This is a genomic window from Desulfurobacterium thermolithotrophum DSM 11699 (assembly GCF_000191045.1).
GTDB classification, from domain to species: Bacteria; Aquificota; Aquificia; order Desulfurobacteriales; family Desulfurobacteriaceae; genus Desulfurobacterium; species Desulfurobacterium thermolithotrophum.
Genome location: NC_015185.1, coordinates 25,470 through 49,965 on the forward strand (window position 1 = coordinate 25,470; position 24,496 = coordinate 49,965).

The 24,496-nt window shown below is 34.1% G+C and carries 26 protein-coding genes and 1 pseudogene; 19 read left to right on the forward strand and 8 right to left on the reverse strand.

What is annotated here, in order from left to right; translation table 11 throughout:
- Positions 1 to 158 precede the first annotated feature (158 nt).
- The 18 genes from DESTER_RS00135 (at position 159) to DESTER_RS00220 (ending at position 15,761) form a co-directional block, all read left to right on the forward strand.
- A complete protein-coding gene (locus DESTER_RS00135) occupies positions 159 to 497 on the forward strand; it encodes a P-II family nitrogen regulator (RefSeq protein WP_013637648.1) in 339 nt (112 codons plus the stop codon).
- Between the two features lie 23 nt (positions 498 to 520).
- Positions 521 to 1,804, forward strand: a complete 1,284-nt coding sequence (locus DESTER_RS00140) for an ammonium transporter (RefSeq protein WP_013637649.1) — start codon at positions 521 to 523, stop codon at positions 1,802 to 1,804.
- Between the two features lie 59 nt (positions 1,805 to 1,863).
- Complete coding sequence (locus DESTER_RS00145) at positions 1,864 to 2,886, forward strand: outer membrane beta-barrel protein (protein WP_013637650.1); 1,023 nt, start codon at positions 1,864 to 1,866, stop codon at positions 2,884 to 2,886.
- Positions 2,887 to 3,097: 211 nt separating this feature from the next.
- A complete protein-coding gene (locus tag DESTER_RS00150) occupies positions 3,098 to 4,336 on the forward strand; it encodes an EAL domain-containing protein (RefSeq protein WP_013637651.1) in 1,239 nt (412 codons plus the stop codon).
- Between the two features lie 9 nt (positions 4,337 to 4,345).
- A complete protein-coding gene (locus DESTER_RS00155) occupies positions 4,346 to 5,002 on the forward strand; it encodes a lysophospholipid acyltransferase family protein (protein ID WP_013637652.1) in 657 nt (218 codons plus the stop codon).
- Positions 4,983 to 5,882 carry a 4-hydroxy-3-methylbut-2-enyl diphosphate reductase gene (ispH, locus tag DESTER_RS00160; protein ID WP_013637653.1) on the forward strand — a complete coding sequence of 300 codons (900 nt, stop codon included), beginning with the start codon at positions 4,983 to 4,985 and terminating at the stop codon, positions 5,880 to 5,882. Before DESTER_RS00155 ends, ispH begins: the two co-directional genes overlap by 20 nt.
- Positions 5,830 to 6,846 (forward strand): 30S ribosomal protein S1, encoded by a 1,017-nt coding sequence (locus tag DESTER_RS00165; RefSeq protein ID WP_013637654.1) that lies wholly within the window; start codon positions 5,830 to 5,832, stop codon positions 6,844 to 6,846. The genes ispH and DESTER_RS00165 overlap by 53 nt, the downstream gene beginning before the upstream one ends.
- Positions 6,822 to 7,280 carry an SsrA-binding protein SmpB gene (smpB, locus tag DESTER_RS00170; RefSeq protein ID WP_013637655.1) on the forward strand — a complete coding sequence of 153 codons (459 nt, stop codon included), beginning with the start codon at positions 6,822 to 6,824 and terminating at the stop codon, positions 7,278 to 7,280. The genes DESTER_RS00165 and smpB overlap by 25 nt, the downstream gene beginning before the upstream one ends.
- Positions 7,281 to 7,429: 149 nt before the next feature.
- Positions 7,430 to 7,918: a ribosome maturation factor RimP gene (locus DESTER_RS00175; protein ID WP_013637656.1), complete on the forward strand. Its 489-nt coding sequence runs from the start codon at positions 7,430 to 7,432 to the stop codon at positions 7,916 to 7,918.
- 16 nt (positions 7,919 to 7,934) lie between these two features.
- Entirely contained in the window at positions 7,935 to 9,059 is a 1,125-nt protein-coding gene (gene nusA, locus DESTER_RS00180; protein WP_013637657.1) for a transcription termination factor NusA, read from the forward strand.
- On the forward strand, positions 9,056 to 9,589 hold the full coding sequence (locus tag DESTER_RS00185) for a YlxR family protein (RefSeq protein ID WP_013637658.1): 534 nt from the start codon (positions 9,056 to 9,058) through the stop codon (positions 9,587 to 9,589). The genes nusA and DESTER_RS00185 overlap by 4 nt, the downstream gene beginning before the upstream one ends.
- Before the next feature lies 1 nt (position 9,590).
- Positions 9,591 to 10,562 (forward strand): carbohydrate kinase family protein, encoded by a 972-nt coding sequence (locus DESTER_RS00190; RefSeq protein WP_013637659.1) that lies wholly within the window; start codon positions 9,591 to 9,593, stop codon positions 10,560 to 10,562.
- Between the two features lie 29 nt (positions 10,563 to 10,591).
- Positions 10,592 to 11,368 (forward strand): oxygen-binding di-iron domain-containing protein, encoded by a 777-nt coding sequence (locus DESTER_RS00195; protein ID WP_013637660.1) that lies wholly within the window; start codon positions 10,592 to 10,594, stop codon positions 11,366 to 11,368.
- The gene (locus tag DESTER_RS08460) at positions 11,347 to 12,078 is read left to right on the forward strand and encodes a methyl-accepting chemotaxis protein (RefSeq protein WP_013637661.1); all 732 of its coding nucleotides are present in this window, start codon (positions 11,347 to 11,349) and stop codon (positions 12,076 to 12,078) included. The genes DESTER_RS00195 and DESTER_RS08460 overlap by 22 nt, the downstream gene beginning before the upstream one ends.
- 42 nt (positions 12,079 to 12,120) lie before the next feature.
- Complete coding sequence (lepA, locus tag DESTER_RS00205) at positions 12,121 to 13,917, forward strand: translation elongation factor 4 (RefSeq protein WP_013637662.1); 1,797 nt, start codon at positions 12,121 to 12,123, stop codon at positions 13,915 to 13,917.
- A gap of 90 nt (positions 13,918 to 14,007) precedes the next feature.
- A complete protein-coding gene (locus DESTER_RS00210; protein ID WP_041737278.1) occupies positions 14,008 to 14,328 on the forward strand; it encodes a hypothetical protein in 321 nt (106 codons plus the stop codon).
- A 167-nt stretch (positions 14,329 to 14,495) separates the two neighbouring features.
- A complete protein-coding gene (locus DESTER_RS00215) occupies positions 14,496 to 15,161 on the forward strand; it encodes an FIST C-terminal domain-containing protein (RefSeq protein WP_041737280.1) in 666 nt (221 codons plus the stop codon).
- Positions 15,162 to 15,164: 3 nt separating this feature from the next.
- Positions 15,165 to 15,761 carry a GGDEF domain-containing protein gene (locus tag DESTER_RS00220; protein ID WP_013637663.1) on the forward strand — a complete coding sequence of 199 codons (597 nt, stop codon included), beginning with the start codon at positions 15,165 to 15,167 and terminating at the stop codon, positions 15,759 to 15,761.
- A gap of 13 nt (positions 15,762 to 15,774) precedes the next feature.
- Here the strand turns inward: DESTER_RS00220 and DESTER_RS00225 are convergent, their stop codons facing one another.
- The 6 genes from DESTER_RS00225 to DESTER_RS00250 are packed head-to-tail and all read right to left on the reverse strand — an operon-like array spanning position 15,775 to position 22,067.
- Positions 15,775 to 16,176, reverse strand: coding sequence for a response regulator (locus DESTER_RS00225; RefSeq protein WP_013637664.1), 402 nt, complete (start codon positions 16,174 to 16,176; stop codon positions 15,775 to 15,777).
- A gap of 23 nt (positions 16,177 to 16,199) precedes the next feature.
- Positions 16,200 to 17,165, reverse strand: coding sequence for a chemotaxis protein (locus tag DESTER_RS00230; RefSeq protein ID WP_013637665.1), 966 nt, complete (start codon positions 17,163 to 17,165; stop codon positions 16,200 to 16,202).
- Positions 17,166 to 17,168: 3 nt separating this feature from the next.
- On the reverse strand, positions 17,169 to 19,046 hold the full coding sequence (locus tag DESTER_RS00235) for a methyl-accepting chemotaxis protein (protein ID WP_013637666.1): 1,878 nt from the start codon (positions 19,044 to 19,046) through the stop codon (positions 17,169 to 17,171).
- A 1-nt stretch (position 19,047) separates the two neighbouring features.
- Positions 19,048 to 19,551: a chemotaxis protein CheW gene (locus DESTER_RS00240; protein WP_013637667.1), complete on the reverse strand. Its 504-nt coding sequence runs from the start codon at positions 19,549 to 19,551 to the stop codon at positions 19,048 to 19,050.
- Positions 19,548 to 21,524, reverse strand: coding sequence for a chemotaxis protein CheA (locus DESTER_RS00245; protein WP_013637668.1), 1,977 nt, complete (start codon positions 21,522 to 21,524; stop codon positions 19,548 to 19,550). The genes DESTER_RS00240 and DESTER_RS00245 overlap by 4 nt, the downstream gene beginning before the upstream one ends.
- Before the next feature lie 9 nt (positions 21,525 to 21,533).
- Positions 21,534 to 22,067 (reverse strand): hypothetical protein, encoded by a 534-nt coding sequence (locus DESTER_RS00250; protein ID WP_013637669.1) that lies wholly within the window; start codon positions 22,065 to 22,067, stop codon positions 21,534 to 21,536.
- An 89-nt stretch (positions 22,068 to 22,156) separates the two neighbouring features.
- Between DESTER_RS00250 and DESTER_RS00260 the strand changes: the two are divergent.
- Positions 22,157 to 23,134 (forward strand): annotated as a pseudogene (locus DESTER_RS00260) (IS5-like element ISDeth1 family transposase).
- 249 nt (positions 23,135 to 23,383) lie between these two features.
- Here DESTER_RS00260 and DESTER_RS00265 read toward each other — a convergent pair.
- Both DESTER_RS00265 and DESTER_RS08135 read right to left on the reverse strand, forming a co-directional pair.
- Positions 23,384 to 23,878 carry an RNA chaperone Hfq gene (locus DESTER_RS00265; protein WP_013637672.1) on the reverse strand — a complete coding sequence of 165 codons (495 nt, stop codon included), beginning with the start codon at positions 23,876 to 23,878 and terminating at the stop codon, positions 23,384 to 23,386.
- 9 nt (positions 23,879 to 23,887) lie between these two features.
- The gene (locus DESTER_RS08135) at positions 23,888 to 24,424 is read right to left on the reverse strand and encodes an RNA chaperone Hfq (RefSeq protein ID WP_013637673.1); all 537 of its coding nucleotides are present in this window, start codon (positions 24,422 to 24,424) and stop codon (positions 23,888 to 23,890) included.
- Positions 24,425 to 24,496: the final 72 nt, after the last annotated feature.

Genomic DNA, 24,496 nt, shown 5'->3' on the forward strand with positions numbered 1-24,496 from the left:
CGCTTCTCCTTTTTTGATTGCATAAAAAAAGTGCAGTCTTGATGATAAATTTACAGCTTTTGTGCAGATAAAAGAAAAAATATTCTTTTTTCTTAAGTTTTCTAATTTGGCATGCTTGTTGCTAATTACTAAATACAAAAGCTTAATGGAGGTCGAAGATGAAGAAGATAGAAGCTATCATCAAACCTTTCAAACTGGACGAAGTAAAAGACGCATTAACAGAAATTGGAATTACCGGAATGACTATCTCAGAGGTTAAGGGTTTTGGAAGACAAAAAGGACACACAGAGCTCTATAGAGGAGCGGAGTACGTTATCGATTTCATACCAAAGATAAAGTTAGAAGTGATTGTTCCCGATGAATCTGTTGAGAAGGTAGTGGAAGTAATAGTGAACTCAGCAAAAACAGGAAGAATTGGGGATGGAAAGATCTTCATCCTTTCAGTTGAGGATGCTGTGAGGATTAGAACGGGAGAGAGAGGACAGGAAGCACTTTAAAAATAATCAAGGAGGTTTAAGCAATGAAGAGGATACTTGGAGTTCTGTTGATGGCTTTAACACCCTTAGCAGCAATGGCAGAAGAAACACCAACTTTAAACAGTGGTGATACGGCGTGGATGCTTGTTTCAACAGCTCTTGTTATGCTCATGACGCCTGCTGGTCTTGCACTCTTTTACGGTGGGATGACAAGAAGTAAGAACATTTTGAATACCATAGGAATGAGCTTTCTTGCCTACTGTGTAGCATCAGTTGTTTGGGTTCTTTGGGGATATACTCTTGCCTTTGGGCCAGATATCGGCGGTTTTATTGGCGGTCTTGAAAAGGTCTTTATGAAAGGAGTTGGTGTTGAAACTTTAAGCGGAACCATTCCTGAGTTTCTCTTTGCTGCATTTCAGGGAACATTTGCAGCAATTACGGTTGCCCTTGCAAGCGGTGCTGTCATTGAGAGATTAAAGTTCTCAACCTGGTTCATTTTTACAGTTCTCTGGGTAACAGTTGTCTATGCACCTGTTGCTCACTGGGTTTGGGGAGGAGGATTCCTTGGAAATGATGGAGCTCTCGATTTTGCTGGTGGGACTGTTGTCCACATTAACGCAGGTATAGCAGGCCTTGTAATGGCACTTCTACTCGGAAAAAGAAAAGGTTACGGAAAGACAGCTTTCTTCCCTTCTTCTGTTGTCCTGACAGTTCTTGGAGCAGCTCTCTTGTGGTTTGGATGGTTTGGATTTAACGCAGGTTCTGAACTTGCTGCAGATGGGGTTGCTGCATCTGCATTCTTGGTTACTAACGTAGCTGCATCAATGGCTGCAATTTCGTGGATAGTTACAGAGTGGATAATGTTAAGGAAACCTACACTTCTTGGCGCTGCTTCTGGTGCTGTTGCAGGACTCGTTGCTATTACTCCTGCTGCAGGGTTTGTTGATGTAACGGGAGCAATTGTTATCGGTCTTGTTGCAGGAATTTTAGGATGGTTTGGGGTCTTTGTCCTTAAGAAGAAACTTGGATACGACGATTCCCTTGATGCTTTCGGTGTTCATGGACTTTGCGGTGTCTGGGGAGCTATAGCTACAGGTATCTTTGCGGTTAAGACAATAGGTGGAACTCCTGGAGTTCTTGAAGGAAACCTACCTCAGCTCTGGATTCAACTTAAAGCTGTAATAGCAACAATTGTTTACTCTGGAATTATGACTGCAGTTGTTTACTTTGTTTCTTCAATCCTTACTGGTGGAGCAAGAGTTAGTGAAGAAGAAGAAATCGAAGGTCTTGATTCTGCAATTCACGGAGAAAAAGGTTTTAACCTTTAATAATTAATAAAGGGGGGGAGGGGTGCTCCCCCAAAAATAAAAAAAACAGGAGGTAAAACATGGTAAAACGCGCACTAACTATTTTAACAACTACTCTACTAATGGCTGTTGCTGAATCAGGTGCGACAGAAGTAAAGGTTGATATTCCAAACATCAAGCTCTCCGGAGGTATTTCTGCCACTGGATTTAATGAATCTAAGGCAAACGCTGATGGGAGCTCTACAAACGACATAAAGCTTACAGATGCTGTAATTGAGCTTTCTGGCGGTGATGATTTTGGTGGATTTGATATTGCTGTCGGTTCTTTAGTAACTCCAACGGTAATTGGTAGTGTTGACGCAGAAAATCAAGGAAACTTTGGTCTTAATAGGAATAATGATAAATTCGGCATTCTCTGGAGCTATGTTTCTGTTACTCCAATAAAAGGTCTTCAAATAGATGCGGGAGTTTTACCTACTAACGTAGGTTATGAACTTGCAGCTACTTATCTTAATCCTAACACCACTTTTGGTCTTGTCTGGAATTCTCAGCCCTTTATTTATAAAGGTGTAAGAGCCACTTATACCGTTACAGATGACGTTCAAGTTTACGCAGAATACGATAGAGGTAGTGAGCTAAATGGATATAGCAAAGACCATGCTTTTGCAGTTGGAAGCATAGGGAGTATTAAAGATATTAACTATACCTTTACTTACTTTGACTATGGAAATTACAAAAACCTTGTTGATTTTACACTTGGCTACAAATACGGAAACGTTCAGTTTGGAGTTAACGGTGATTACCAGTGGCTTGATAGCGACAGCAGCAAAAAAGGTTATGGAATTGCCCTTTATGTAATTCCTGAGTTTGATAAAGTTTCTCTTCCTGTAAGAGTTGAATATGTAAAGAATAAGAACGGTTCAAGAATCTATGGATTTAAAGATAAAGGAACTTATTCATTTACTGTTACACCAACTTATAAGTTTTCAGACCATACATTCGTTAGAGCTGAGTACTCTTATGTTAAAAGCAACGACAAAACTGCATTTAACGGTTCAAGCCATAAAGGTGTAGCCTCTCTCCAATTTGCATTTACTTTCTAAAGCTTTTCATAAAAGGTACCTTCGGGCACCTCCCTTTTTATTTTTTTAAACAAACTTAACAAACTTTCCTTTAAAATTATAAAAGTACTTTTAACTTCCTCATCCTACACCTCTTTACTTTTGTTAAAGCCCCTTTGGGGACTCTTTTTTTCTTTAATAGAGTTCTTGAAATTTTTTAACTAATTTTTTATAAATTGACTAGGGTTTAAAAATGGAAATTTTGAAGTTGTTAGATTTAGATGATCTTTTTATCTATTTTCAACCGGTTATTTTTACCAAGAGAAAGAAAGTTATAGGATTTGAGGCTCTTGCTCGAGGGAGAAAGGACAAAAAGATTATTTCTCCTCTTGTTCTTTTTGAATTAGCAGAAAAGAAAGGAATAAAAATAGAACTTGATCGTTTATGTAGGAAAATTGCCTTTAAGGAGTTTAAGAAATTTTATCATCAGAATCCAAATCTTATGCTTTTTTTTAATTTTGATGGTTCAGTAATAGATCTTGGAGTAAAGTATACAGGTTTTATTTTTAGAATTGCGAAAGAAAATAATATTTCTCCCTCTAATGTAGTTATTGAAGTTACAGAATCTGAAGTTAAGGATTCAGGAGCTCTAAAAGACTTTGTAGAAAATTATAGAAAACTTGGTTTTCTCATTGCACTTGATGATGTAGGTATTGAACATTCCAATTTAAACCGTATTGCAGAACTTAAGCCTGATATTTTGAAAATAGATAGAACACTTATTAAAGGTATTAATAAGGAAGAATATAAAAGTAAAGTTGTAAAAGCTTTAGCTTACATGGCAAAAGAGATAGGTTCTTTAACTTTAGCTGAAGGTGTGGAGACAGAAAAAGAGCTCCTTAAAACTATGCGATTAGGAATAGACTTACATCAAGGCTTTTATTTTGCAAAACCTCAGTTTCCCACTAAAGTTTTTATAGAAAAAGAGTTAAAAGACCTGCAGGAAAAGATTGCAGATATTGATAAACTTTTTCACTCTTTAGTGAAAGAAAATTTCCAAAAAAGAGAAACTATTCATCAAAGATATAAAGAAATTGTTATGACGTACATAAAAAAACTTAAAAACTCAAAGGAAGAAGAATTTGAAAAAGTTCTTGAAAAACTTGTTTTAAAAGAAAAAGAAATAGAATGTCTTTATATTCTAGATTCAAAAGGTACTCTGATTACAAGGACTGTTTTTAATCCAAAAATTAGTTTAAGAAACTCTCCTCTTTTTAGACCTGCTTCTTTTGGTGAAAATCTTTGTCATAGAGAATACGTACACTCGATAGTAAATGGAAATTCTTCATTTTTTATTACAACAGAACCTTATGTTTCATTAGCTACAGGTAATAAAATTATTACAGCTTCATGTAAATTAAAAGCATCAAATGGAAAAATTTTTATTTTGTGTATTGATTTTAAAGCTAAAGATTTGGAAAATATTTGGTAAAATTGGATTATGAAATCTTTAACGAAAAAGTATCCGTGGGTAAGAAAAACTAGCATTTATTGGTTCTGGTTAAACACTGTTGGAAGATTTATATCAAATTTTTGTCATTTAAAAGTTTATGGGAGAGAAAATATTCCTAAAGAAGGTAAGGTTTTGTTAGTAGCAAACCATAAAAGCTACTTGGATCCACCTTTAGTAGCTTATGCTGTAAAAAAAAGACCAGTTTTTTTTATGGCAAAATCAGAACTTTTTGAAATGCCGTTTCTTTCATCTTTAATAAAGCACTGGGGGAATGCTTTTCCTGTAAAAAGAGGAAGAGCTGATTTAACGGCTTTGAAAACTGCTCTTGAAGTTATTAATAATGGTGAATTGGTTTGTATTTTTCCCGAAGGTCAACGAGCTCCTGCAAATAGTTTTGCACGAGCAAAGTGGGGAGCTGGAATGGTTGCTCTTAAAGCAAAGGTACCGATAGTTCCTTGTTTGATTGAAGGAAGTGAAAAAATTATAGGTAAGGAAAAGATAATCTCTGGATGGCCTAAGGTAACAATTAGATTTGGAGAGCCTTTTTACATAGATTTAGAAGATAAGAAGGAAAACTATCAAAAAGCTGCTGATGTATTGATGGAAAGAATACAGGAGCTTAAAGTTGGAAACAAGAGTAGCTAAAAGTGCTGGTTTTTGTTGGGGTGTCAAGAGAGCTGTAAACATTGCTGTTGATGCTGTAAGAAAAAATGGAAAAGTTTACTGTCTTGGGGAACTAATTCACAATAAAAGAGAAATAGAAAGACTAAAAAAATTGGGAATAGTTTTTATCGAAGATATAGATGTTTTAAAAAAGGGGAATACGGTAATAATTCGTTCTCATGGAGTTTCTCCAAAAGTTATTGAATTTTTAAAAAGAAAAGGTCTTCAAATAGTAGATGCTACATGTCCATTTGTAAAAGATGTTCATGAAAAAGTTATGAAACTTGAAAAAGAAGGATATCCTGTTCTTATATTAGGAAATCCAAAACATCCAGAAGTTATAGGTATAGCCGGTCATGTTAAGTCCCCTATGATAATGAACACAATTGAAGAGATAGAGAGACTTCCAAAACTATCAAAGTTAGGCGTTGTCTGTCAAACGACTTTAAACATGGATTTCTTTCGAGAAGCTGTTTTTCGTTTGGCGCTAAAAGTTAAAGAACTAAAAGTTTACAATACTATTTGCAGTGCTACGTCTATTAGACAAAGTGAAGCCAAAAAACTTGCTTTACAGGTAGATGTTATGTTAATTGTTGGTGGAAGAAACAGTTCTAACACAACAAAGCTTTACCAAATTTCAAAAAGTGTTAATAGCAAAAGCTATCATATTGAATCAAAAGAAGAGATAGATTCTTTATGGTTTGAAAATGCTCAAATTATTGGAATCACAGCTGGAGCATCAACACCTCAGTGGGTTATAGAAGAAGTTGTTAATTATGTGAGACTTCTTGATAAAGGGGGAGATATAAGTGGAAGGGGAGTTTGCCAGACTATTAGAAAAGAGTTTCAAACGTCTAAATAATGAAATAATTACTGGAACTGTCGTAAAAGTTACAGATAGGGAAGCTTTTATTGATTTTGGATGGAAATCAGAAGGGATAGTTCCTTTAAAAGAGTTGGGATACAAACCAAAGATTGGGGAAGAGATAGATGTATGCGTTGTAGAGCCAGAGACAGAAGAAGGTTATGCACTCCTTTCTGTTAATTGTGCTCGTTCTATTAAAGAATGGGAAAAAATTGCTAGTGATTTAGAGAAGAAAGGAGTTATTAGGGGAAGGATAAAGCAAAGAGTAAGAGGAGGATACAAAGTTGCTATTAGTCAAGGAATAACTGTTTTCCTTCCTATGTCGCAAGTAGATATTATGCCTGTTACAAAACCTGATGATTGGCTCGATAGAGAAATAGAAGCAAAAGTTCTTTCTGTAGATAGAAAGAGAAGGAGTATCGTAATCTCTAGGAGAAAACTATTAGAAGAAAAAAGAGCTAAGATGAGGAAGGAAACTCTTGAGAAATTAAAAGAGGGGGATGTTGTAGAAGGTATTGTTAAGAATGTTGTAGATTTTGGAATTTTTGTTGATGTTCAAGGTGTTGATGGCTTGGTTCATAAAAGTGATATTTCTTGGTCAGGCTTAAAGACTCCTTTTGATACTGCAGAAATTGGTGATAGGATAAAAGTAAAAATAAAGAAGATAGATAGGGAGAAAGAGAGACTTGTTTTAAGTATTAAAGATATAAGTGAAGATCCTTGGCTAGAAGTTAATAAGAGGTATAAAGTAGGAACTCTTGTAAAGGGAATCATAGTTAGAGAAGATAAGTCAGGATACTGGATTGAGTTACCAGATGATATTGCGGGTTATGTTCCTGTCGACACTCTTCCAAAAGGAATTAAATTAAAATACCACCATAAGTATAGATTTATGGTTGATAGAATAGACGAAGAAAAAAGGAGAGTGATTTTAAAATGGCAGGAAGAACGCCAGAAATAAAGAACAAAAAAGCTTTTTATGACTATGAAATACTTGAAAAATATGAAGCAGGAATAGAACTTAAAGGAACTGAGGTAAAATCTTTAAGGGAAGGAAAGGCAAATTTAAGGGATTCATTTGTAAGGATAGAAAACGGAGAAGCTTTCCTATTTAATGCCTATATTGCTCCTTATACTCATGGAAATCTTTTTAATCACGAACCAAATAGAAAGAGAAAACTTCTTCTTCATAAGTCTGAGATAAAAAGACTTTTAGGAAAAACACAAGAAAAGGGTCTCACTATTGTTCCTTTGAGAATGTACTTTAACAAAAGAGGAAAAGTAAAAGTAGAGATAGCTCTTGTTAAGGGTAAGAAAAAGTATGATAAAAGAGAGGCTATAAAAAGACGAGAGCTTGAAAGAGAAGCACAAAAAGCAATGAAATATTATAGATAAGTTCTTATTTGCTAATTTTGCAATTTTGCACTAAATTTAATTGCGGCGGTTAGAAGCTGTCTGTGTTCATCGCACTCATATTCCTTTTTCACGAGCGGTTCTTTGGAACCGCTCCTTTTTATTTAATTTAATGTGATTTGAGGTTTATCATGGAGGAAAGAACAAAAGAAATCGTTGATAGAGTAAAAGAGCTCCTTTTTCCAATTTTAGAAGAAGGTGGTTTTGAACTTGTTGATATAGAGTTTGTAAGAGAACCTATTGGATGGGTTTTAAGAATATATGCAGATAGACCCGAAGGTGGTATTACTATTTCCGATTGTCAGTGGATTAGTGAGAGAATAGGAACATTACTTGATATTGAGGATCTAATACCTCATGCTTACAATCTTGAGGTTTCTTCTCCAGGACTTAACAGACCTTTGAAAAATCAAAGGGACTTTGAAAGGAATCTTGGAACAGTTGTAAAGATAAAAACTCATGAACCTATGGATAATCAGAGGAACTTTAAAGGTGAGGTTATCTCTGCTTCAGAAAGTGCTGTAGTTATTCATGATGTTTCAAGAAATGCTGAAGTGGAAATACCTTTTGAAAACATTAAAAGTGCCAGAATAGACATAGATTCTCTTTTTAACAGGTAAATAAGGAGGAAAACTTATGGAAAGTCTTGGTAAAACTGTTGAGTTGCTTTGCCGGGAGAAAGGTATATCAAAGGAAGATGTGGTCAAAGCAGTGAAGGTTGGTATTATTAATGCTGCAAGAAAAGCTGGTTACAAAGGTCATCTTGTAGTTAAAATAGATGAAGATGGTAAGGATTTTGGTATATTTCAGGAAAAAACAGTAGTAGAGGATGTAAAAGACATAGATTATGAAATCTCCCTCGAGGAAGCTAAGGAGCTCTTTGGAGATAGTGTAAAACTTGGAGATAAAGTTCTTGTAGAGATAAAAACAGAAGAACTTGGTCGTATTGCTGCAAAAGCTGCAGCTCAGGTAATACATGAAAAAATTTCAGAAGCTGAGAGAAAGGCTCTTTATGATTACTTTAAGGAAAAGGTAGGAGATATAATTTCTGGAACTGTTAAAGAAATTAAGAGAAATGGAGATGTTATTTTAGATCTTGGAAGAATTGTTGGTATTTTGCCAAAAGAAGAGCAGATATCGAAGGAGAAATATAGAATAGGAGATAGGGTAAGAGCTTATATTTACGATGTTGTTTTTGATTATAAACGTTACAATAGAAGGAAACCTTCTAAGATAGATGATTATCCACCTCCTTACGTTATCCTTTCAAGAACTCATCCAAAATTTTTAAAAAGGCTTATGGAAATCGAAATTCCAGAAGTTGCTGATGGACTTGTAGAAATTAAGGCAGTGGCAAGAGAACCTGGGATAAGAGCTAAAGTTGCAGTAGATTCAAAAGAAGAATACATCGATCCTGTAGGAGCTTGTATAGGTGTTAAAGGAAGTAGAATTCTTCCAATTTCAAGAGAGCTCTCAGGAGAAAAAATAGAAATAATCAGATGGACAGACGATGTTGCAGAGCTTGTGGCAAGAGTTCTTTCTCCTGCTAAGGTTCTTCAGTCTGAAAGCTACGAGGACGAAAATGGAGAGCTCCGAGTGGAAGTTGTTGTTCCCGATGATCAGCTCTCTCTTGCAATTGGAAAGCACGGTGTTAATGCAAGACTTGCTTCAAAATTAGTAGGTCAAATTGTAGGAATTGACATTATAAAAGAAAGTGATTTTAGAAAGCTTGAAGAGCTTGAAGCATTGGAAGAAGAATGAGAACATGTGTGGGATGTAAAGTGAAGGATGAAACAGATAAGTTTATAAGATACGTTGAATTTGAAGGAAAGCCTCTGCCTGATATAGCTAGAAAGCTTCCAGGTAGGGGCTTTAATATTTGTCCAAACTTTAACTGTATTAAAAATTTTGTTAAAAAAAGATTCAAAAATAAGGTTTCTCCGGAAGAAGTTTACGAGTACACAGTAAAGGCTCTAAAAGATTACTTCCTCCATTTACTTTCTTTGTCGCACAAAACTGGAGTTACCGTTATAGGACAGGATAACATTAAAAGACTTGGAGAAAGAGAAGGAACTCTTATACTTGCCTTAGATTTAAGCGAGAAAACAAAAAAGAGATTAATGAAGTCCTCTTATCTTATTGTAGATAATGTTTTTACTTCTCTTGAAATTGGTAATGCTCTTAGAAAAGATAGAACAATTGGTGCTGTTTTTGTTGAAAGGGCAGGGATTGGAAGAAAATTAAGAGAAATAGGTGAAAAACTTCAAAAACTTATAAATTCCAGGAGATAATGTGGGGGATGTATTAGCTTTTGGAAGCATTGTTATAGATAATGTTCTTGTTGCTGAGAAGTTTGCTTCTATTAACGAAACTGTTTTAGCGAAAAAGTATAGATATACTTATGGGGGTGCTGGAGCAAATGTAGCTGTTGCAGTTGCAAGACTTGGTGTAAAAAGCGGTATCTTTGCTGTTTCTGGTTATGATTTTGAAAAATTAAACTACGAAAAAGCTTTAAAGGAACAAGGAGTAGATATAAGAGGAATTATAAAAACAAAAACATTTCCAATGGCAAGGAGTTTTATAATTAGTAAAGAAAAAAGCAACGATCAAATAATTTATTACTATGAAAATAAAAAGGAAACGGCAAACCTTCTATTTAAAAATGAAAAACTTGCCTTGAGTTTAATAAAAAAGTACAAAATAGTTCATTTTTCAACTGGTCACTTTGAATTTTATTATCACTTACTAAAAAATAACAATTTTAAAACCCTAATAAGTTTTGATCCAGGACAGGAAACTTTTTCTTATTCTTACAGAGTAGTTAGACTTTTAAAGTATGCCAATCTTCTTTTTATGAATAATCATGAGGCTAAAAGAATAAAAGAAATCTTAAAAATAAAAAGTATAAGGGAAATAAAAGGTCCAAAACTCATTTGTATTTCTCTTGGAGCTCACGGTGCAGTAGTTATCTATAGAGGAAAGCTTTTCCGTATTCCTCCTGTTAGACCCATTCGGCTTGTTGATCCGACGGGAGCAGGAGATTCTCATAGAGCAGGTTTTTTAGTTGCTCTTTTGAAAGGTTACGACGTGCTTACGGCAGGGAAAATTGCTTCAACTGTAGCTTCTTTTACGATAGAAGCAGAAGGAGCACAAACAAGTCTTCCAACATGGAATGAAGTTGTAAAGAGATATGAGCACTTCTTTAAAGAAAAGTTTCCAAAACCAAAAAGAAATTGGGAAGAAATAAAGGCAAAATTGTTATAATGTAAACTTGACTAGAAGCAGGGGGTGCTATGGGAAACTATTTTATTTCTCCTGATTTAGATTTACGGAAAGATACTGTTTTGTTTGATAATGGAAAGCATATGGTAATTTACCTTGGTAGTAGAGGAGTAGCTTCAAGTAATGAAGCAGTTGATGTTCTTTCTTATTTAATAGTTAATAATAATGAAGCTATTCTTATTGATCCAGGAGGTTATCATTTATTTCCTTTACTTGTAGCCAATGTTACTAAATATATTTCTCTTGAAAAAATTAAATATATCTATTTCTGTCATCAAGATCCTGATGTATGTGGCTCTCTCCCTATGTGGAAAGATGTTTGTCCTAAAGGGAAAATAGTCATCGGAGAACTTTGGACGAGATTTCTTCCACATTTTGGGGTTGAAGATATGGAAAGTTCTGTACATCCAATTCCTATGGAAGGTGGTCATCTTAATCTTGGAAGGGTTCCCTTAGAAATTATTCCTGCTCATTATATGCATTCTCCTAATCATTTTTCTATCTATGATCCTGTTTCTAAGTTTCTTTTTACAGGAGATATAGGAATAGCTTTAGGAGATATTGATTATCTGGTTGTAAAAGATTGGATGGAACATATGGATAAAATGTATATTCCTCATAGAATCTTAATGTGTAGTAATAAAGTTACAAGAGGATGGGCTGAAAGAATCAAAAATTTAGAGATAAAGGCAATACTTCCTCAACATGGAGCAATAATTCCTGAACAGTTTGTTAAATACTTCTTAAGATTTATGGAGAATATAAAGTGCGGGGTAGATCTGGTTTAGATTCATTAATAGAGGCTCTTTCAGGTATAGAAAGATGTCATTTATCTCAAAAGAGGATGGCAGAAACTATTGAATCCTTGGTTAAGGAAATAGAGAAAGTATTTTTAAAGAATAATAGTGTAATAGCTAAAGATGTTGAGTCTCTTAAGAAAATTTCAGATGATCTAAAACTGTTTCTTGAAGATTTTATTCCTCTTATGAGAGAACTTGTAAAGGTTTCAGTTGATTTTAAGCATCTTTATGAGAGTTTAGATGCTATGAGAAAATCTTTAGAAGATATTGAGAAAATAGCATCTCATACTGAGCTTATAGCTATTAATGCTTCTATTGAAGCTGCCAGAGCAGGAGAAGCAGGAAGAAACTTTGCTGTTGTTGCTAATGAAATAAGAACAATGGCACGAGATACATTTAAATCTGTTGGAGAAGTAAAAGAAATAGAAAAGGAAATAGATGAGAAAATTAGTAGGCTAAGAAATAGTATAGATACTATTGACAAAATAAAAGAAGATGTAGATAAATTGGTTTCAGGAATAAATAGTATAGTTAGTATTTCTGATGAACTAGATCTTATTTATCGTCAACAATCCCGTGTTATTAATGATATAAAAGGGCTTTCAGGAATATCTGCTGGAATAAAAAAAATATCAAAGATACTTTTTAGTGTTAAAAAAAATATTGTTACTTCTATTAGAGAGTTCCTTTCTAAGTAGAAATTTTGCCTATATTTAATCAAAACTTTTTGAGGGAGATGTATGAATCAGGAGCTCATAAGGAATTTTTGCATAATTGCTCATATAGATCACGGAAAATCAACTCTTGCAGATAGACTTTTAGAGTTTACCGGTACTGTTTCAAAAAGAGAACTAAAGGAACAGATGCTTGATACTCTCGAGCTTGAAAGAGAAAGAGGTATTACCATTAAACTTAACGCTGTTCGGATGAACTATGAAGCTAGTGATGGTAAAACTTATACTATGCACCTAATAGACACTCCAGGACACGTTGACTTTACCTATGAAGTTTCTAGAAGTCTTTCTGCTTGCGAAGGAGCTCTTCTTGTTATAGATGCAACTCAAGGTATTGAAGCTCAAACAATTGCTAATTTCTTTTTGGCTCTTGATGCTGGTCTTGAAATAATTCCTGTGATAAACAAGATAGATCTTCCAAGTGCGAACGTTGAATGGGTAAAAGAACAAATTGCAGATGTTTTAGGACTTGACCCAGACGATGCAATATTAGCATCAGCTAAAGAAGGAATTGGAATAAAGGAAATACTAGAAGCTATTGTAAAAAAAGTTCCGCCACCATCTGGAGATGTAAATAAACCATTAAAAGCACTAATTTTTGATTCTTTTTATGATAACTATAAAGGAGTTATTCCGTTTATTAGGGTATACGATGGAGAAATTAAACCTGGTATGAGAATAAAACTAATGTCAAACAATAAAGAGTTTGAGGTAGTAGAAGTTGGAACTCAGTCTCCGAACATGATAAAGCTTGATAGTCTTAAGGCAGGAGAAGTAGGTTGGTTGGCGGCTAACATTAAAAATATTGAAGATACGCAGGTTGGAGACACTATTACTAATGCAGAAAATCCGACAAAGGAACCTTGTCCAGGATTTAGACCAGCTAAACCTATGGTGTTTGCAGGTCTTTATCCTATAGATTCAGATAGATATGAAGATCTAAAAGAGGCACTTGAAAAACTCAAATTAAATGATGCAGCTCTTTTCTTTGAGCCTGAAACTTCGGCAGCTCTTGGTTTCGGGTTTAGATGTGGCTTTTTAGGACTTCTTCATATGGAAGTAATAAAAGAAAGACTTGAAAGGGAGTTTGGTTTAGAGCTTATTGCAACTGCTCCAAGCGTTGTTTATAAGGTTTACCTTAGTGACGGAACTGTTATTGATGTTCAAAACCCTGCTGAAATGCCACCAAAAGAAAAAATAGAAAGAATAGAAGAGCCATATATTTCAGCTTCAATTATTACTCCTGCTGAGTATGTTGGTTCAATCATGCAGCTTTGCCAGGATAGAAGAGGTATACAGACAGGGTTTACTTACCTTGATGAAAATAGGGTTGAGCTTAGATACGATATGCCACTTTCGGAAATTCTCTTTGATTTCTTTGACAAGCTAAAGTCAGTTTCTCGTGGTTATGCTTCTTTTGACTATGAACTTGCTGGGTATAAACCTTCAGAGCTTGTAAAACTTGATATTCTCATAAATGGAAAACCCGTAGACGCTCTTTCTGTTATTGTTCATGAAAGTAAAGCTTACCAGAGAGGAAGACAGCTTGTTGATAAACTTAAGGAAATTATTCCAAGACAGCTTTTTGAAGTTGCTATTCAAGCTGCAATTGGAAATAAAATAATTGCTCGTTCAAATGTTAAAGCGCTTAGAAAGGATGTTCTTGCTAAATGTTATGGTGGTGACGTAACGCGTAAGAAAAAGCTTCTTGAAAAGCAGAAAGAAGGTAAAAAGAAAATGAAAATGCTTGGAAAAGTAGAAGTTCCTCAAGAAGCTTTCTTAGCTGTTTTGAAGGTGGAATAGTTCTTTAAAAATGAAAATTACTTTCAATTTTAATGGGAAGGGGTAAATTTTTCCAAATTTCTTATATAATTTAAGTAGAGAGGTAGTAAAATGAAAGTTCAGATTTATAGTTCTACTAATCCCATTTTAAGGTTAGCGTTAGAAGAAATTGCATCTCAGGTTAAATATCCTTTTGATTTTGTTATTTTAGCAATTTCTCCTAAGTATCCTTCTAAAGATATCCCTATTTATGTTCTTGATATATTGGAAATTAAAGAAGATCAATATCTTGCTTTTAATGCTATTGATGCTTTTGGAAATACAGATATTGTTGAAAATGGTGTTGTTGCTTGTTTTATAACTTTTGAAAGAAAGGGCAGTATCAAAAAATTTATAAAAAAAACATTACAAACTGTAAATTTTCAGAGTTAGTATCAGATACAGTAGATTACATTTCAAAGAATTCATCTCTCTTTCACATAATTATTGCCGATTACTGTCAAGGATATTTTCCCCTTTTTTTTGAAAAATTGAGTGTAGAACTAGAAAAAAAGAATATTTCCCCAAATAAGATTTGTGGTGGGATAACTTCATCTTTTATGGAAGATGGAAAAAGATTTCCAGGATACCTGTTTACTGATCGTAAGTTTATAGAAGAAGGTTTTGTAATACTGAGTTTTGAAAATGTTTTAGCAGAAGTTGGAATATCAACAGGAACATTTAAAAGAGGACCTATTTATACAATTACTTTAGGAAAAGGTTTTAAAATTTATGAACTTGATGGTAGACCTGCAGGTTATTTACCCAAGACTCTTCTTAAAAATATTGATGGAGAGAGATTAGAATACTTATGGTATACGCCTTTTATTATAATTGACGATAAGGGAAATCATCATGCTGTTAGAACTTTTAAAGGTTTTACAGATGAGTACATAGAGGTATGGGCACCTATAAAAGAAGGACAAAAAGTTAAGCTTTCATTCCTTATACCTGAAGAAATATTGAAAGATACAGAAAAAACAGCAAGAAGACTTAAGGCAACAATTAAGACAGCTGATTTATGTCTTAATTTTTCCTGTACCGCAAGACAATACACCTTAGAAGATAAAGCAGAAGAAGAACTAATAATCTATGGAAGTGTAGTTAATGCTCCTCTTTTTGGTTTTTTCACTCATGGAGAAATTACTCTTAATCCAAATAGTAATAAGAAAAAACTAGAAATACATAATCAAACTTCTGTAGGAGTAGCTTTAAAGGAGATTTGAGTTATGATTGAAAAAGTAAAAGTAAATCTTTTGTTTAATTACTTGGAAGAACTTACCAGAAAATATGAGGAAACTTTTGAACTTAAAGAAAGACTTTTAAAAGAACTCAAAGAAAAAGCAATGTACGATTCTCTCACTGGCACTTACAATCGCCATATTTTACTTGATTTTCTTGAGAAAGAGCTTAAACGGCTTGAGAGAACAAAAAAAGGAAAAATTTATTTTGTTTTTATGGATTTAGACAAATTTAAGTTAGTTAATGATGTTTATGGACATAAAAAAGGAGACGAAGTTTTAAAAAAAGTAGCTAAGATAATAAAAGATAGCTTTAGAGAGTACGATATAGTTTCTCGATTTGGGGGAGATGAGTTTGTTGTAGTAGTAAAAGATGATTCTGGGAAAAGTTTAAATTCTATTCTTCAAAGAATAAAAGAAAAGATAGAATCTGCCTTTTCTTCTTACGGTATATCTATAAGTTATGGCGTAGCTGTTGCTCCCGATGAAGGACTTAATTCTAATACACTACTTCAGTTAGCTGATAAAAGAATGTATGAAATGAAAAAGAAAAAGAGGAGAGAAAATGAAGAAAAAAACTTATAAGAAAATAAAGTTGTTATTTGTTTAGAGAAGAGAAAATTTTTTCTATTTTTTCCTTAAGTGTTTCAGCCGTAAAAGGTTTAACTATGTAGTTGTTAACACCTGCTTTTATGGCCATTAGTACATTTTCTTTCTTTGCTTCTGCTGTAACCATGAGAATTGGAATATTTTTAAGTTCAGGATCTTTTCTAATTTCCTGAACGAGCTCTATTCCTGTCATATTAGGCATGTTCCAATCGGTAATAACAAGACCATATTTATTAGGGTTTTTCTTTAGAATTTCAAGAGCCTGTTTTCCGTCTTCTGCTTCATCAACATTTTTATAACCAAGTTGTGCAAGAAGTGTTTTTAATATCTTTCTCATAGCAGCCATATCGTCTACTGTAAGAATGTTTATATTTTGATCAGGCATAGCCATTCTTTTCTAACCTCCTTCTTCCTTTACTTGCTAATAACATGTTGGTGAACCAGCTTTACCAAATCTGGAGCATCAAATTTTACCAGATGAGCATCTGCTCCTACAAATCTACTCTTATCAACATTAGCTCTGTCGCTTAAAGAGGTATTAATTATAACAGGTATTTTTGAAAATTCTGTATCTTCTTTTACTTTTCTAGTAAATGTTAGTCCGTCCATTCCAGGCATTTCGATATCTGAAATAATGAGTTGTACATAATCTGTAATATCTCTTCCTGTAGTTTTTGCTTCCTCAAGCCATTTGTGAAGCATCTGAAGAGCTTCTATTCCGTTCTGTGCCTCAAAAACTGTGTGCCCATCATTTTCAAGAATTTTGCGGATTATCTTACGTGCTACTGGACTATCGTCAAGGATAAGAATCTTGAAATGACCTTTCTTCTCAATTCCTTCTACCTTTTCCAATTCTTCCATTCCAAATATCTTTATCATTCCAAGTTCATCAAGAATTCCTTCAAAATCAAGAAGAAGTAACAGCTTATTGTCTTCAATCTCAACTACACCTACAACTTTTCCACCCAGCTTCTCATCTATGCTCTTAGGAGGCCTTTTTATATCTGCCCACCTTATTCTCCTTATCCTCTTCGCTTCATGGACAATAACCCCAACAGTTTCTCTTAGAAACTCCATAACAATCACATACTTACCTGCACCAGATGGCTCTTTTATCTTCATCCACTTAGCAAGGCTTATAATAGGAATCATTTGTCCTCTAATTTTTGCAAGACCTTCTGCTTCAGGAGGTAGACCAGGAGCTTTGATAATGTCTTTTGGCTTAAATATTACTTCCTTAACTTTTGCTACGTTTACACCTAATATCCATTCATAAGTTTCTCCATCTTCAAGAACTTCATACATTCTAAAATCAATAATTTCTAACTCATTTGCTCCTGTCTCTAATATTTTGGGTAGAAGCTCTTTCTTCCTTGCCATCTCTTATTTCCTTTCCTGTTTTAAGGTTAGAAGGACAATAGATATTGCTTCTATGAGCTGACTGCTTATTTCGTTTGTAATAGAAGTAATCTCTCCTTCTTTTTCAATGATTTCTTTAATATCATCTGAACTGATAGCTAAGAAAAGTTCCTTTAGTAAAAGCTTAATGTCGAAAAGACGTTCTTCCAAGGAGTTAAAGTATCTTTCGATCTCAGGATATTTTCTGATTATTCTAGAAATCTCTTTATCTTGTGGACCAAGTATTCTAATTAGATTATCAACTTCTGCAATAATAGAAATATCAGGATTGATATCATCAACCAATTTTCCTTTTATAATCTCATTTATTTTTGCGGTGAACTTTCCAAGTTCAGCAAGCCTATCAAGGAGTATCGCTGCATCGCCAGTATCAACAAGAGAGAATGTCTCCCAGATCTTGTGAAGACTTGTGTCTGTTTTCTCAGCAACTTTGATGATCTTGCTAGCTTGTTCCTTAATAGAGTTGATATACTCGTTAGACTTCTGAATGTTCTTAACAATATCTCCTATGTTGATCTTTTGAGTATTAACAAAATCCGTTAACTTATTGATAACTCCCAGAACTTCTTCGGATGCTCCTTTCAACTTATTGTAAATCTCTTTGTTTTCCTTGAATATGTTCATTCCATCATCAACAGCTCTAACGCTCTTATCTGTAATCTCTGCTGTTTTGTTCATCTGTTCTCTCATATTCTTAACAACTTCTCTGATTTCTGTAGCAGACTTATTTGTTCTTTCTGCAAGCTTTCTAACTTCATCAGCCACAACAGCAAATCCTCTACCTGCTTCTCCAGCTCTTGCTGCTTCGATTGCTGCATTTAGAGCAAGAAGATTTGTCTGTTCTGTAATTGATGTGATTACTTCAACAACTCTATCAATTTGTTCAGTCTGAGCCTGGAGAGCTTTTACAACATCTTCCATGTCTCGAGTAATATCTTTGATGTACTGCATCTGTTCAATTGACTCTAGAGTTTTCTTCTCGGCAATGCCAAGTTCTTCTAAAACAAACTGATAATTTTCAAGAAGCTTATCTGATACTTCTACAAGTTTGTTAACAGCACTTTCTATTTCTTGCGTAGAATTTATCTGGTTTTCTGAAAGCTTCAATGTTTCTTGTAGTTCTTTAATAGCAACGGAAACTGCAACAATGGTCGCAAGGTTGTTCACAAGAGACTGCTTGGTTGCTTTTAGATTTGAAAGGAACATTTTCTGGGCTTTTTCAAGTTGCTTTTCAATTTCTCTTTCAGGGGTAGCATCCTTCCAGGTAGCTATGTAACATCTGATAGATCCATCTTTGTTTGCAATAGCATGTCTATAAGATGCCATGATATAAGGACCTACAGGAATATCAGCATTTTTCTTGTGTTCTCCTGGCTTTGTAGCTTTAAGGAGCTCTTTAACCCTTTCTGGATCTTTATGAAAGAGGTGAATACTTGCACCTATTAACTTATCTGGATCTATCCCAAATTCAGAGATAAAGGCATCTCTCCACTTATTAGCAATCTCAAAAGCCTTTCTATTTGCATAAATAATCTCATTTCCTGCCCTTCCCGGTTTAAAGTCAGGAGTGGCAATGAAAATAGCTTCTTCCATAAGAGAATCTAAGATTTGCTGGTACATATAAACGTCGTTATCAAGTACTTCTTTTTCTTTTTTTAGTTTTTCTATTTCTTTAGAAAGTTCGAGATTTTTTTGAGAAAACTCTGAAAGTTTTTCCTTTAAGGATTCTTTTTCTTTTTCACATGCGTCGTATGCTTTTTGAAGGTTTTGATATTTTTGTTTTAAAGAGTTTAACTCTTCTTCAAGTCTTTTTATTTCCTTTTTTTCCCATGAGCAAAACATTTTAGACCTCCTGATTAAAAATCGATTCAATGTTAAGAATTATTAAAAGTTCTCCTTCTAATTGAACAACTCCAGAGATATATTTAACGTCAATTCCTATAGTTCCTATTGGTTCAGGAAGAACATCTCCTTCCAGAAACTTAATCGAACCTACAATTTCATCAACTATTATTCCAACTTCTCCTTTAGGCGTTTCAACTATAACTATTTTATTTTTTGTGTATACATCTTCAGGAATTTCATCTTTTATTCCTAAATGTTCTTTAAGGTTGATAACAGGAACAATCTTTCCCCTTAGATTCATTACTCCAATAACGTAACTAGGAGCTTTTGGAACAGGGGTTATATCTCTATTGTTTGTTATTTCAACAACCTGCTCTATAGGAACACTAACCAGCTCATCTTTTAGCCTAAAAGCAATAACTTGAATCTCTTTTTCTTTAATCTCTCCTATGAGATCCTCAACACCAACAATATTCATTTCTTCATTTATTTTTTCATTCATCTTCCAACCCCTATAAGCTTTACCTTGTAGTCGGAAAGTAGGGAATTGAGATCAAGTATTAGAACGACCTTACCATCTCCTGCAATGGTTGCTCCAGCAATGCCTGGAATATCTGATAAAAGTTCCCCAAGAGATTTAATAACAATTTCTTCTTCTCCGAAAAGTTCTTCTATTGAAACAGCTATTAACCTTTCTCCTACTTTTACAATTACTACAAAGTTCTTTTCATTCTCATCACTAAGTTCAAGAAGCTCGTTTAGAGAAAAAAGAGGTAAAACTTCGTCTCTGAGCATAAAGCTTTTAAAACTTCCTACTTCTTTTACGTTTTTTTCATCATATCTAACAATTTCCACAACAGAATGTAGTGGAACAGCAAAAACTTGGTCTTTTACACTAATCATTAAAGTTCTGATAATTGCTACTGTCAAAGGTAGTTTTAATATTATGGTTGTTCCTTTTCCTAATTCGCTGTTTATTTCTATTGAACCTCTTAGAGAGTGAATTGTGCTGGCAACAACATCCATTCCAACACCACGACCAGAAACATCGCTGACCTTTTCTGCCGTAGAAAATCCAGGCATGAAGATAAGTTCATAAGCCTCTTTTTCCGACATCTGAGCAGCCTGCTCAGGCGTAATAAGACCTTTTTCAATAGCCTTCTGTTTTACTTTTTCAGGATCTATTCCTTTTCCATCATCCTGTATTCCAACAATTATGTGATCCCCTTCGTGATAAGCAAAAAGTTTTACTGTTCCTACTTCAGGTTTTCCTTTTGCTACTCTTTCTTCAGGAGGTTCTATTCCATGGTCAAGGGCATTTCTAACAAGATGAATGAGAGGATCTTCTAATTTATCAAGAATTGATCTATCAAGTTCAGTATCTTCACCTTCAATTATAAGTTGAACTTTTTTATTGAGTTTTCTAGCAAGGTCTCTAACAAGTCTTGGGAATTTGCTAAATATTTTCTTGATAGGTTGCATGCGAAGTTTCATAACTGCAACCTGTAAATCACTAACAGTTCTATCAAGGCTGGTTACTGCTTCAACAAGTTTTTCAACTGATTCACTTCTACACTCTTTGTCAACCTCTGAAGTTACTCTTAGTATCCTATTTCTATCAAGAACTATTTCTCCGACCAAGTTCATTAGGTTTTCAACTCTTTCAACATCAATACGAATGGTCTCTGTGGTTTTCTTTTCTGATACTGCTTTTTTCTGCATAGATTGGGATGGTGTTTTTTCTTTTCTCTCTTCAACCGTTGGAGGCTGTGGTTTCTCCTCTGCTTTCTGCTTCGGAGCAGTTGTTTTTTCTTCCTTTTTCTTTACTTTTACTATGTCCTGAATGTCCTTTCCTTCCTCGATCAACTTCTCAATTTCAGGAATAACCTCCATAGGCCTCTCATCAGGAGGCATGAGAATTATCTCTTCAAGAAGATCAGCAAGGTTTTTTCCAGGAAATTTTTTTATTAGCTCTTTCAGTTCATCAGATACGTCTTCTACAAATTCAAGTTCACTCTCCTGAGGAGCATCTTCAGTGGAAGGAACTTCAACTTCTGGAGATTCAACAAATTCACCTTTGAGTGCAGTATCAAGTTTTTTAAGAACGGACTCTATATCTTCCATATCGGGAAGTTCTTCGCTCTCTTTCAACATCTGAATGGCTAATTTTAGATGATCAATTCCCTCAAGAATAATGTCCATAAGCTCCGTAGTCAGAGTCATTTCATCGTTCCGGAGCTTATTAAAGATATCTTCTATTCGATGAGCTAATTCAACTATAGGAGTAAGGTTTAAAAAACCAGCCCCTCCTTTAAGAGTATGCATTCCACGGAATATTTTGTTTAAAAGATCTTTATCTGTAGGATTGTTTTCCAGGTCTATCAAATCTTGGTCTAAGTTTTCTAATATTTCTTCTGCTTCAACGAGAAACTCTTCAAGTATTTCCTTTAATTCCTCTGGAATATTCGCTTTCATTTGTTACTCCTAAAGCCCAAACTGTTTCATAATTTCATCAACTTCGTTTTGAGATATCTCTTTTTTCCATTCTAGTTCTTCAAGCTTTTTCTCTAATTCTCCTCTCTTTTTTTTATCAGTTTCTTCTATACCAGCAAGAATAGCTATTTTAAGAATACTTTTTTCAATATCAGACAAAAAATTTTTTACTTTTAAAAGTCTTTGAGCCAAAATATCTTGGAACTCTAAAAGAGTTAGAGCATTAATTAAACTGGAAGTAGTAGCACTTAAAAGTTCTCTTAACCTTTTAGCTTTCTCAGTAGAATCTTCCTTAACTTTTATTTGTGAAATTAATTCAAGACTTTCTTGAACTGCCTCAAGGGAAGAACCGATAAAGTCTATTATTTTTTTGGTTGCTTCTTCGCTTTCCAATATAGCTATATCAATATGGTGGTTTATAGCTTTAAAACCTGCTTTCTGTGCAGAAATTTGAGAAATTTCTGATTTAAATGACTCAATGAGATCTAAAAGTTCTTTTAATTCCTGCAAAAGACTTTTTTCCATATTCCCTCCTGGTTTATTTAAGTCCCCCACTAATAACTATATAATGTCTAATATATTTTAGCAAGTATTTATTTGAGGATGTTTGAAAATTGCCAAAATTAAGAAAAAAGCCTATCCTCTCCGGTATGAAAGCGAAAAGACTAAATTTCCACAAAGTACTCAACCTATCAAAAACATACATGAACCGGAGAGGACAGGCTGTACTGGTATATTTATATCCTTTTAAAACCAAAAGAGGAAGACCCAAGAAATACCCTGACGAGATAATTCTTACCCTTCTTTTCCTCCAAGTAGCCTAGAACCTATCATTCAGAGACCTTGAATATTTGGCAGTTCAGATATTTGGAAGAGAGAATATTCCTGATTTTTCAACCTATTATTACCGACTCAAGCAACTACCTTCCATTCTCCTTGTAAATTTTCTGAACTTTGTCTCTCGAAGACTCTTAGGGAAGTATCATAAAGAATTAAGATTTCTGATAATAGATGGAACTGGCTTCAAATACAATGAGATTTATCCATTGAAAATTCTAAGAGGCAAAGAGATAAAGGAGGTAAAAAGCCACGTTAAAGTTGTTGTATTAAGCGTTCATCTAAAAGATGGAAAAAGGTTCATTCTTACTGCATTACCTGGAGAGAGTTACGCTTCGGAAGTGAAACTTGGAGAGAAAATAGTTAGGTGGTTAAACGAAAGGAGATTTATATGGAGAGCTTTGAAAGGAAAGCCATTTTTAGGAGACAAAGCTTATGACAGCATTAAGTTTATTGAGCTTGTTCTGTTAGCAGGCTTAAAGCCTTACATAAAGGTGAGAGAAACATTAAGGAAGGGAATTAAATCTGAGATTAGGCTTAAATGCAAAGAGCTTTTAGAATCTGATGAAATTTACAGGTTTAGAGGACTGATAGAGAGTATTTTTGGAGAAGTTAAGCAGGATGTTGGAAGTTACGAGAGAACAAAGAGCTTTCATATAGCTCAACTGTTTGTTTTAGCTAAGTTTATCCTCTTTAACATGGGAGTTTTGTTCTTTGTCTGGATGATTTTTCAAACACTCTCGGAGTTTGATTAGTTTCTCTAATTCTTATCTCTTAAAAGATTTACGTTGTCACATACTTCTATTTCTGCTTTTAGCAGAGATTCAAAGATACTTTTCCTCTTGTTCCAGTTTTCACTTCACACTTCTTTTGCGTAGGAGTAGTTGATTATTACTAGTCAATACCAATTTATTCAATCATAAAAGATTCAGAACTATTCTATAGTTTACCATGCATTTTCAAATTTCATGGGTTAGACTAGAAAATATAGATGGGTATTCTAATTAAGTTTTATAAACTATTGTTGAAATGGCGTGCTTATAAACTAGGATGTTTCCTCTATAGTTTCTCATTTTTAGGGTAAATCTATCAAATCCTTTTAATCTACCCTCTAGTCTGCTTCCATTCCTGAAGAAAACTATAATCCTTTTTCCCATAGCTTGACGCAATTCTCTACTTTGAACACCTCCCATATAGGAAGAAGCTATTAGTCTATAACCTTCAGATAGCTTTTTTTCAATTTCTTCCTTTTGTTCTTCTGTAGGTGTAGGAGGAAGAAGAGGTATAAACGTTGCTGGTCTTATGATTAATTCATCTTCGATTTCTTCGTAGACAATATCCCCTGCAGATTTCATAAGTTGCAGGAGAGGTTTTATATTTTCTGGTTTAACAGAAAGCCTTTCAGCTAATTCTTCAATTGAGCCTCTGAATTCTCCTTCTTCTTCAAGAAGCTCTATTAATTCTATTTGTGCGTCTTCGAGAGTTTTGTACCTTTTCATAACAGCTACCTATTCAAAAATTATTGTAGCAATTGCGTGTTTGTAAACAAGAGATTTTCCCTTTGGAGCTGTCATAGATAATGTAAAGTTATCAAAGTCTAAAAGTTTTCCTTCGAGTCTTGTTCCGCTTATAAGGAATACAGTTATATCCTTACCTATTAGAGAAGTTAATACTCTATCTTGAAGAGAGAGTTTTTTCTCTTTTTTCTTTTTTTCTGGCTCTTCTTTTGTTTTTTCTTCTTCTACTTTTTCTATGATTTGAGTTTCCTTTTCTTCTTTTGCTTCAACTTCTTCTTTTTGCTCTTCATGAGTATCTTCCACTTTTTCTTCTTGTGAAAGTAAGGTTATTATTAATCCTTTTCCTCTTCTTGATTCAGATTTTACTAAAGATTCTTCCTCTAACTCTGTAAGAGCTTTTTTGACAAGATAGGGAGTTGAGTTTGCAAGATGAGCAAGTTCTTCTAACGTTCCAGAATACTCTCCAAATTCTGAAAGATATTCTCTCAACCAAATTTTTACTTTTTCGGCTTTCGATTGAGAAGCCATGATTTCCTCCAAATACATTGTATAGCTTTGCAACTCTTAAGAAGATTTCTGAGATGAAAAAATCCTCACTCT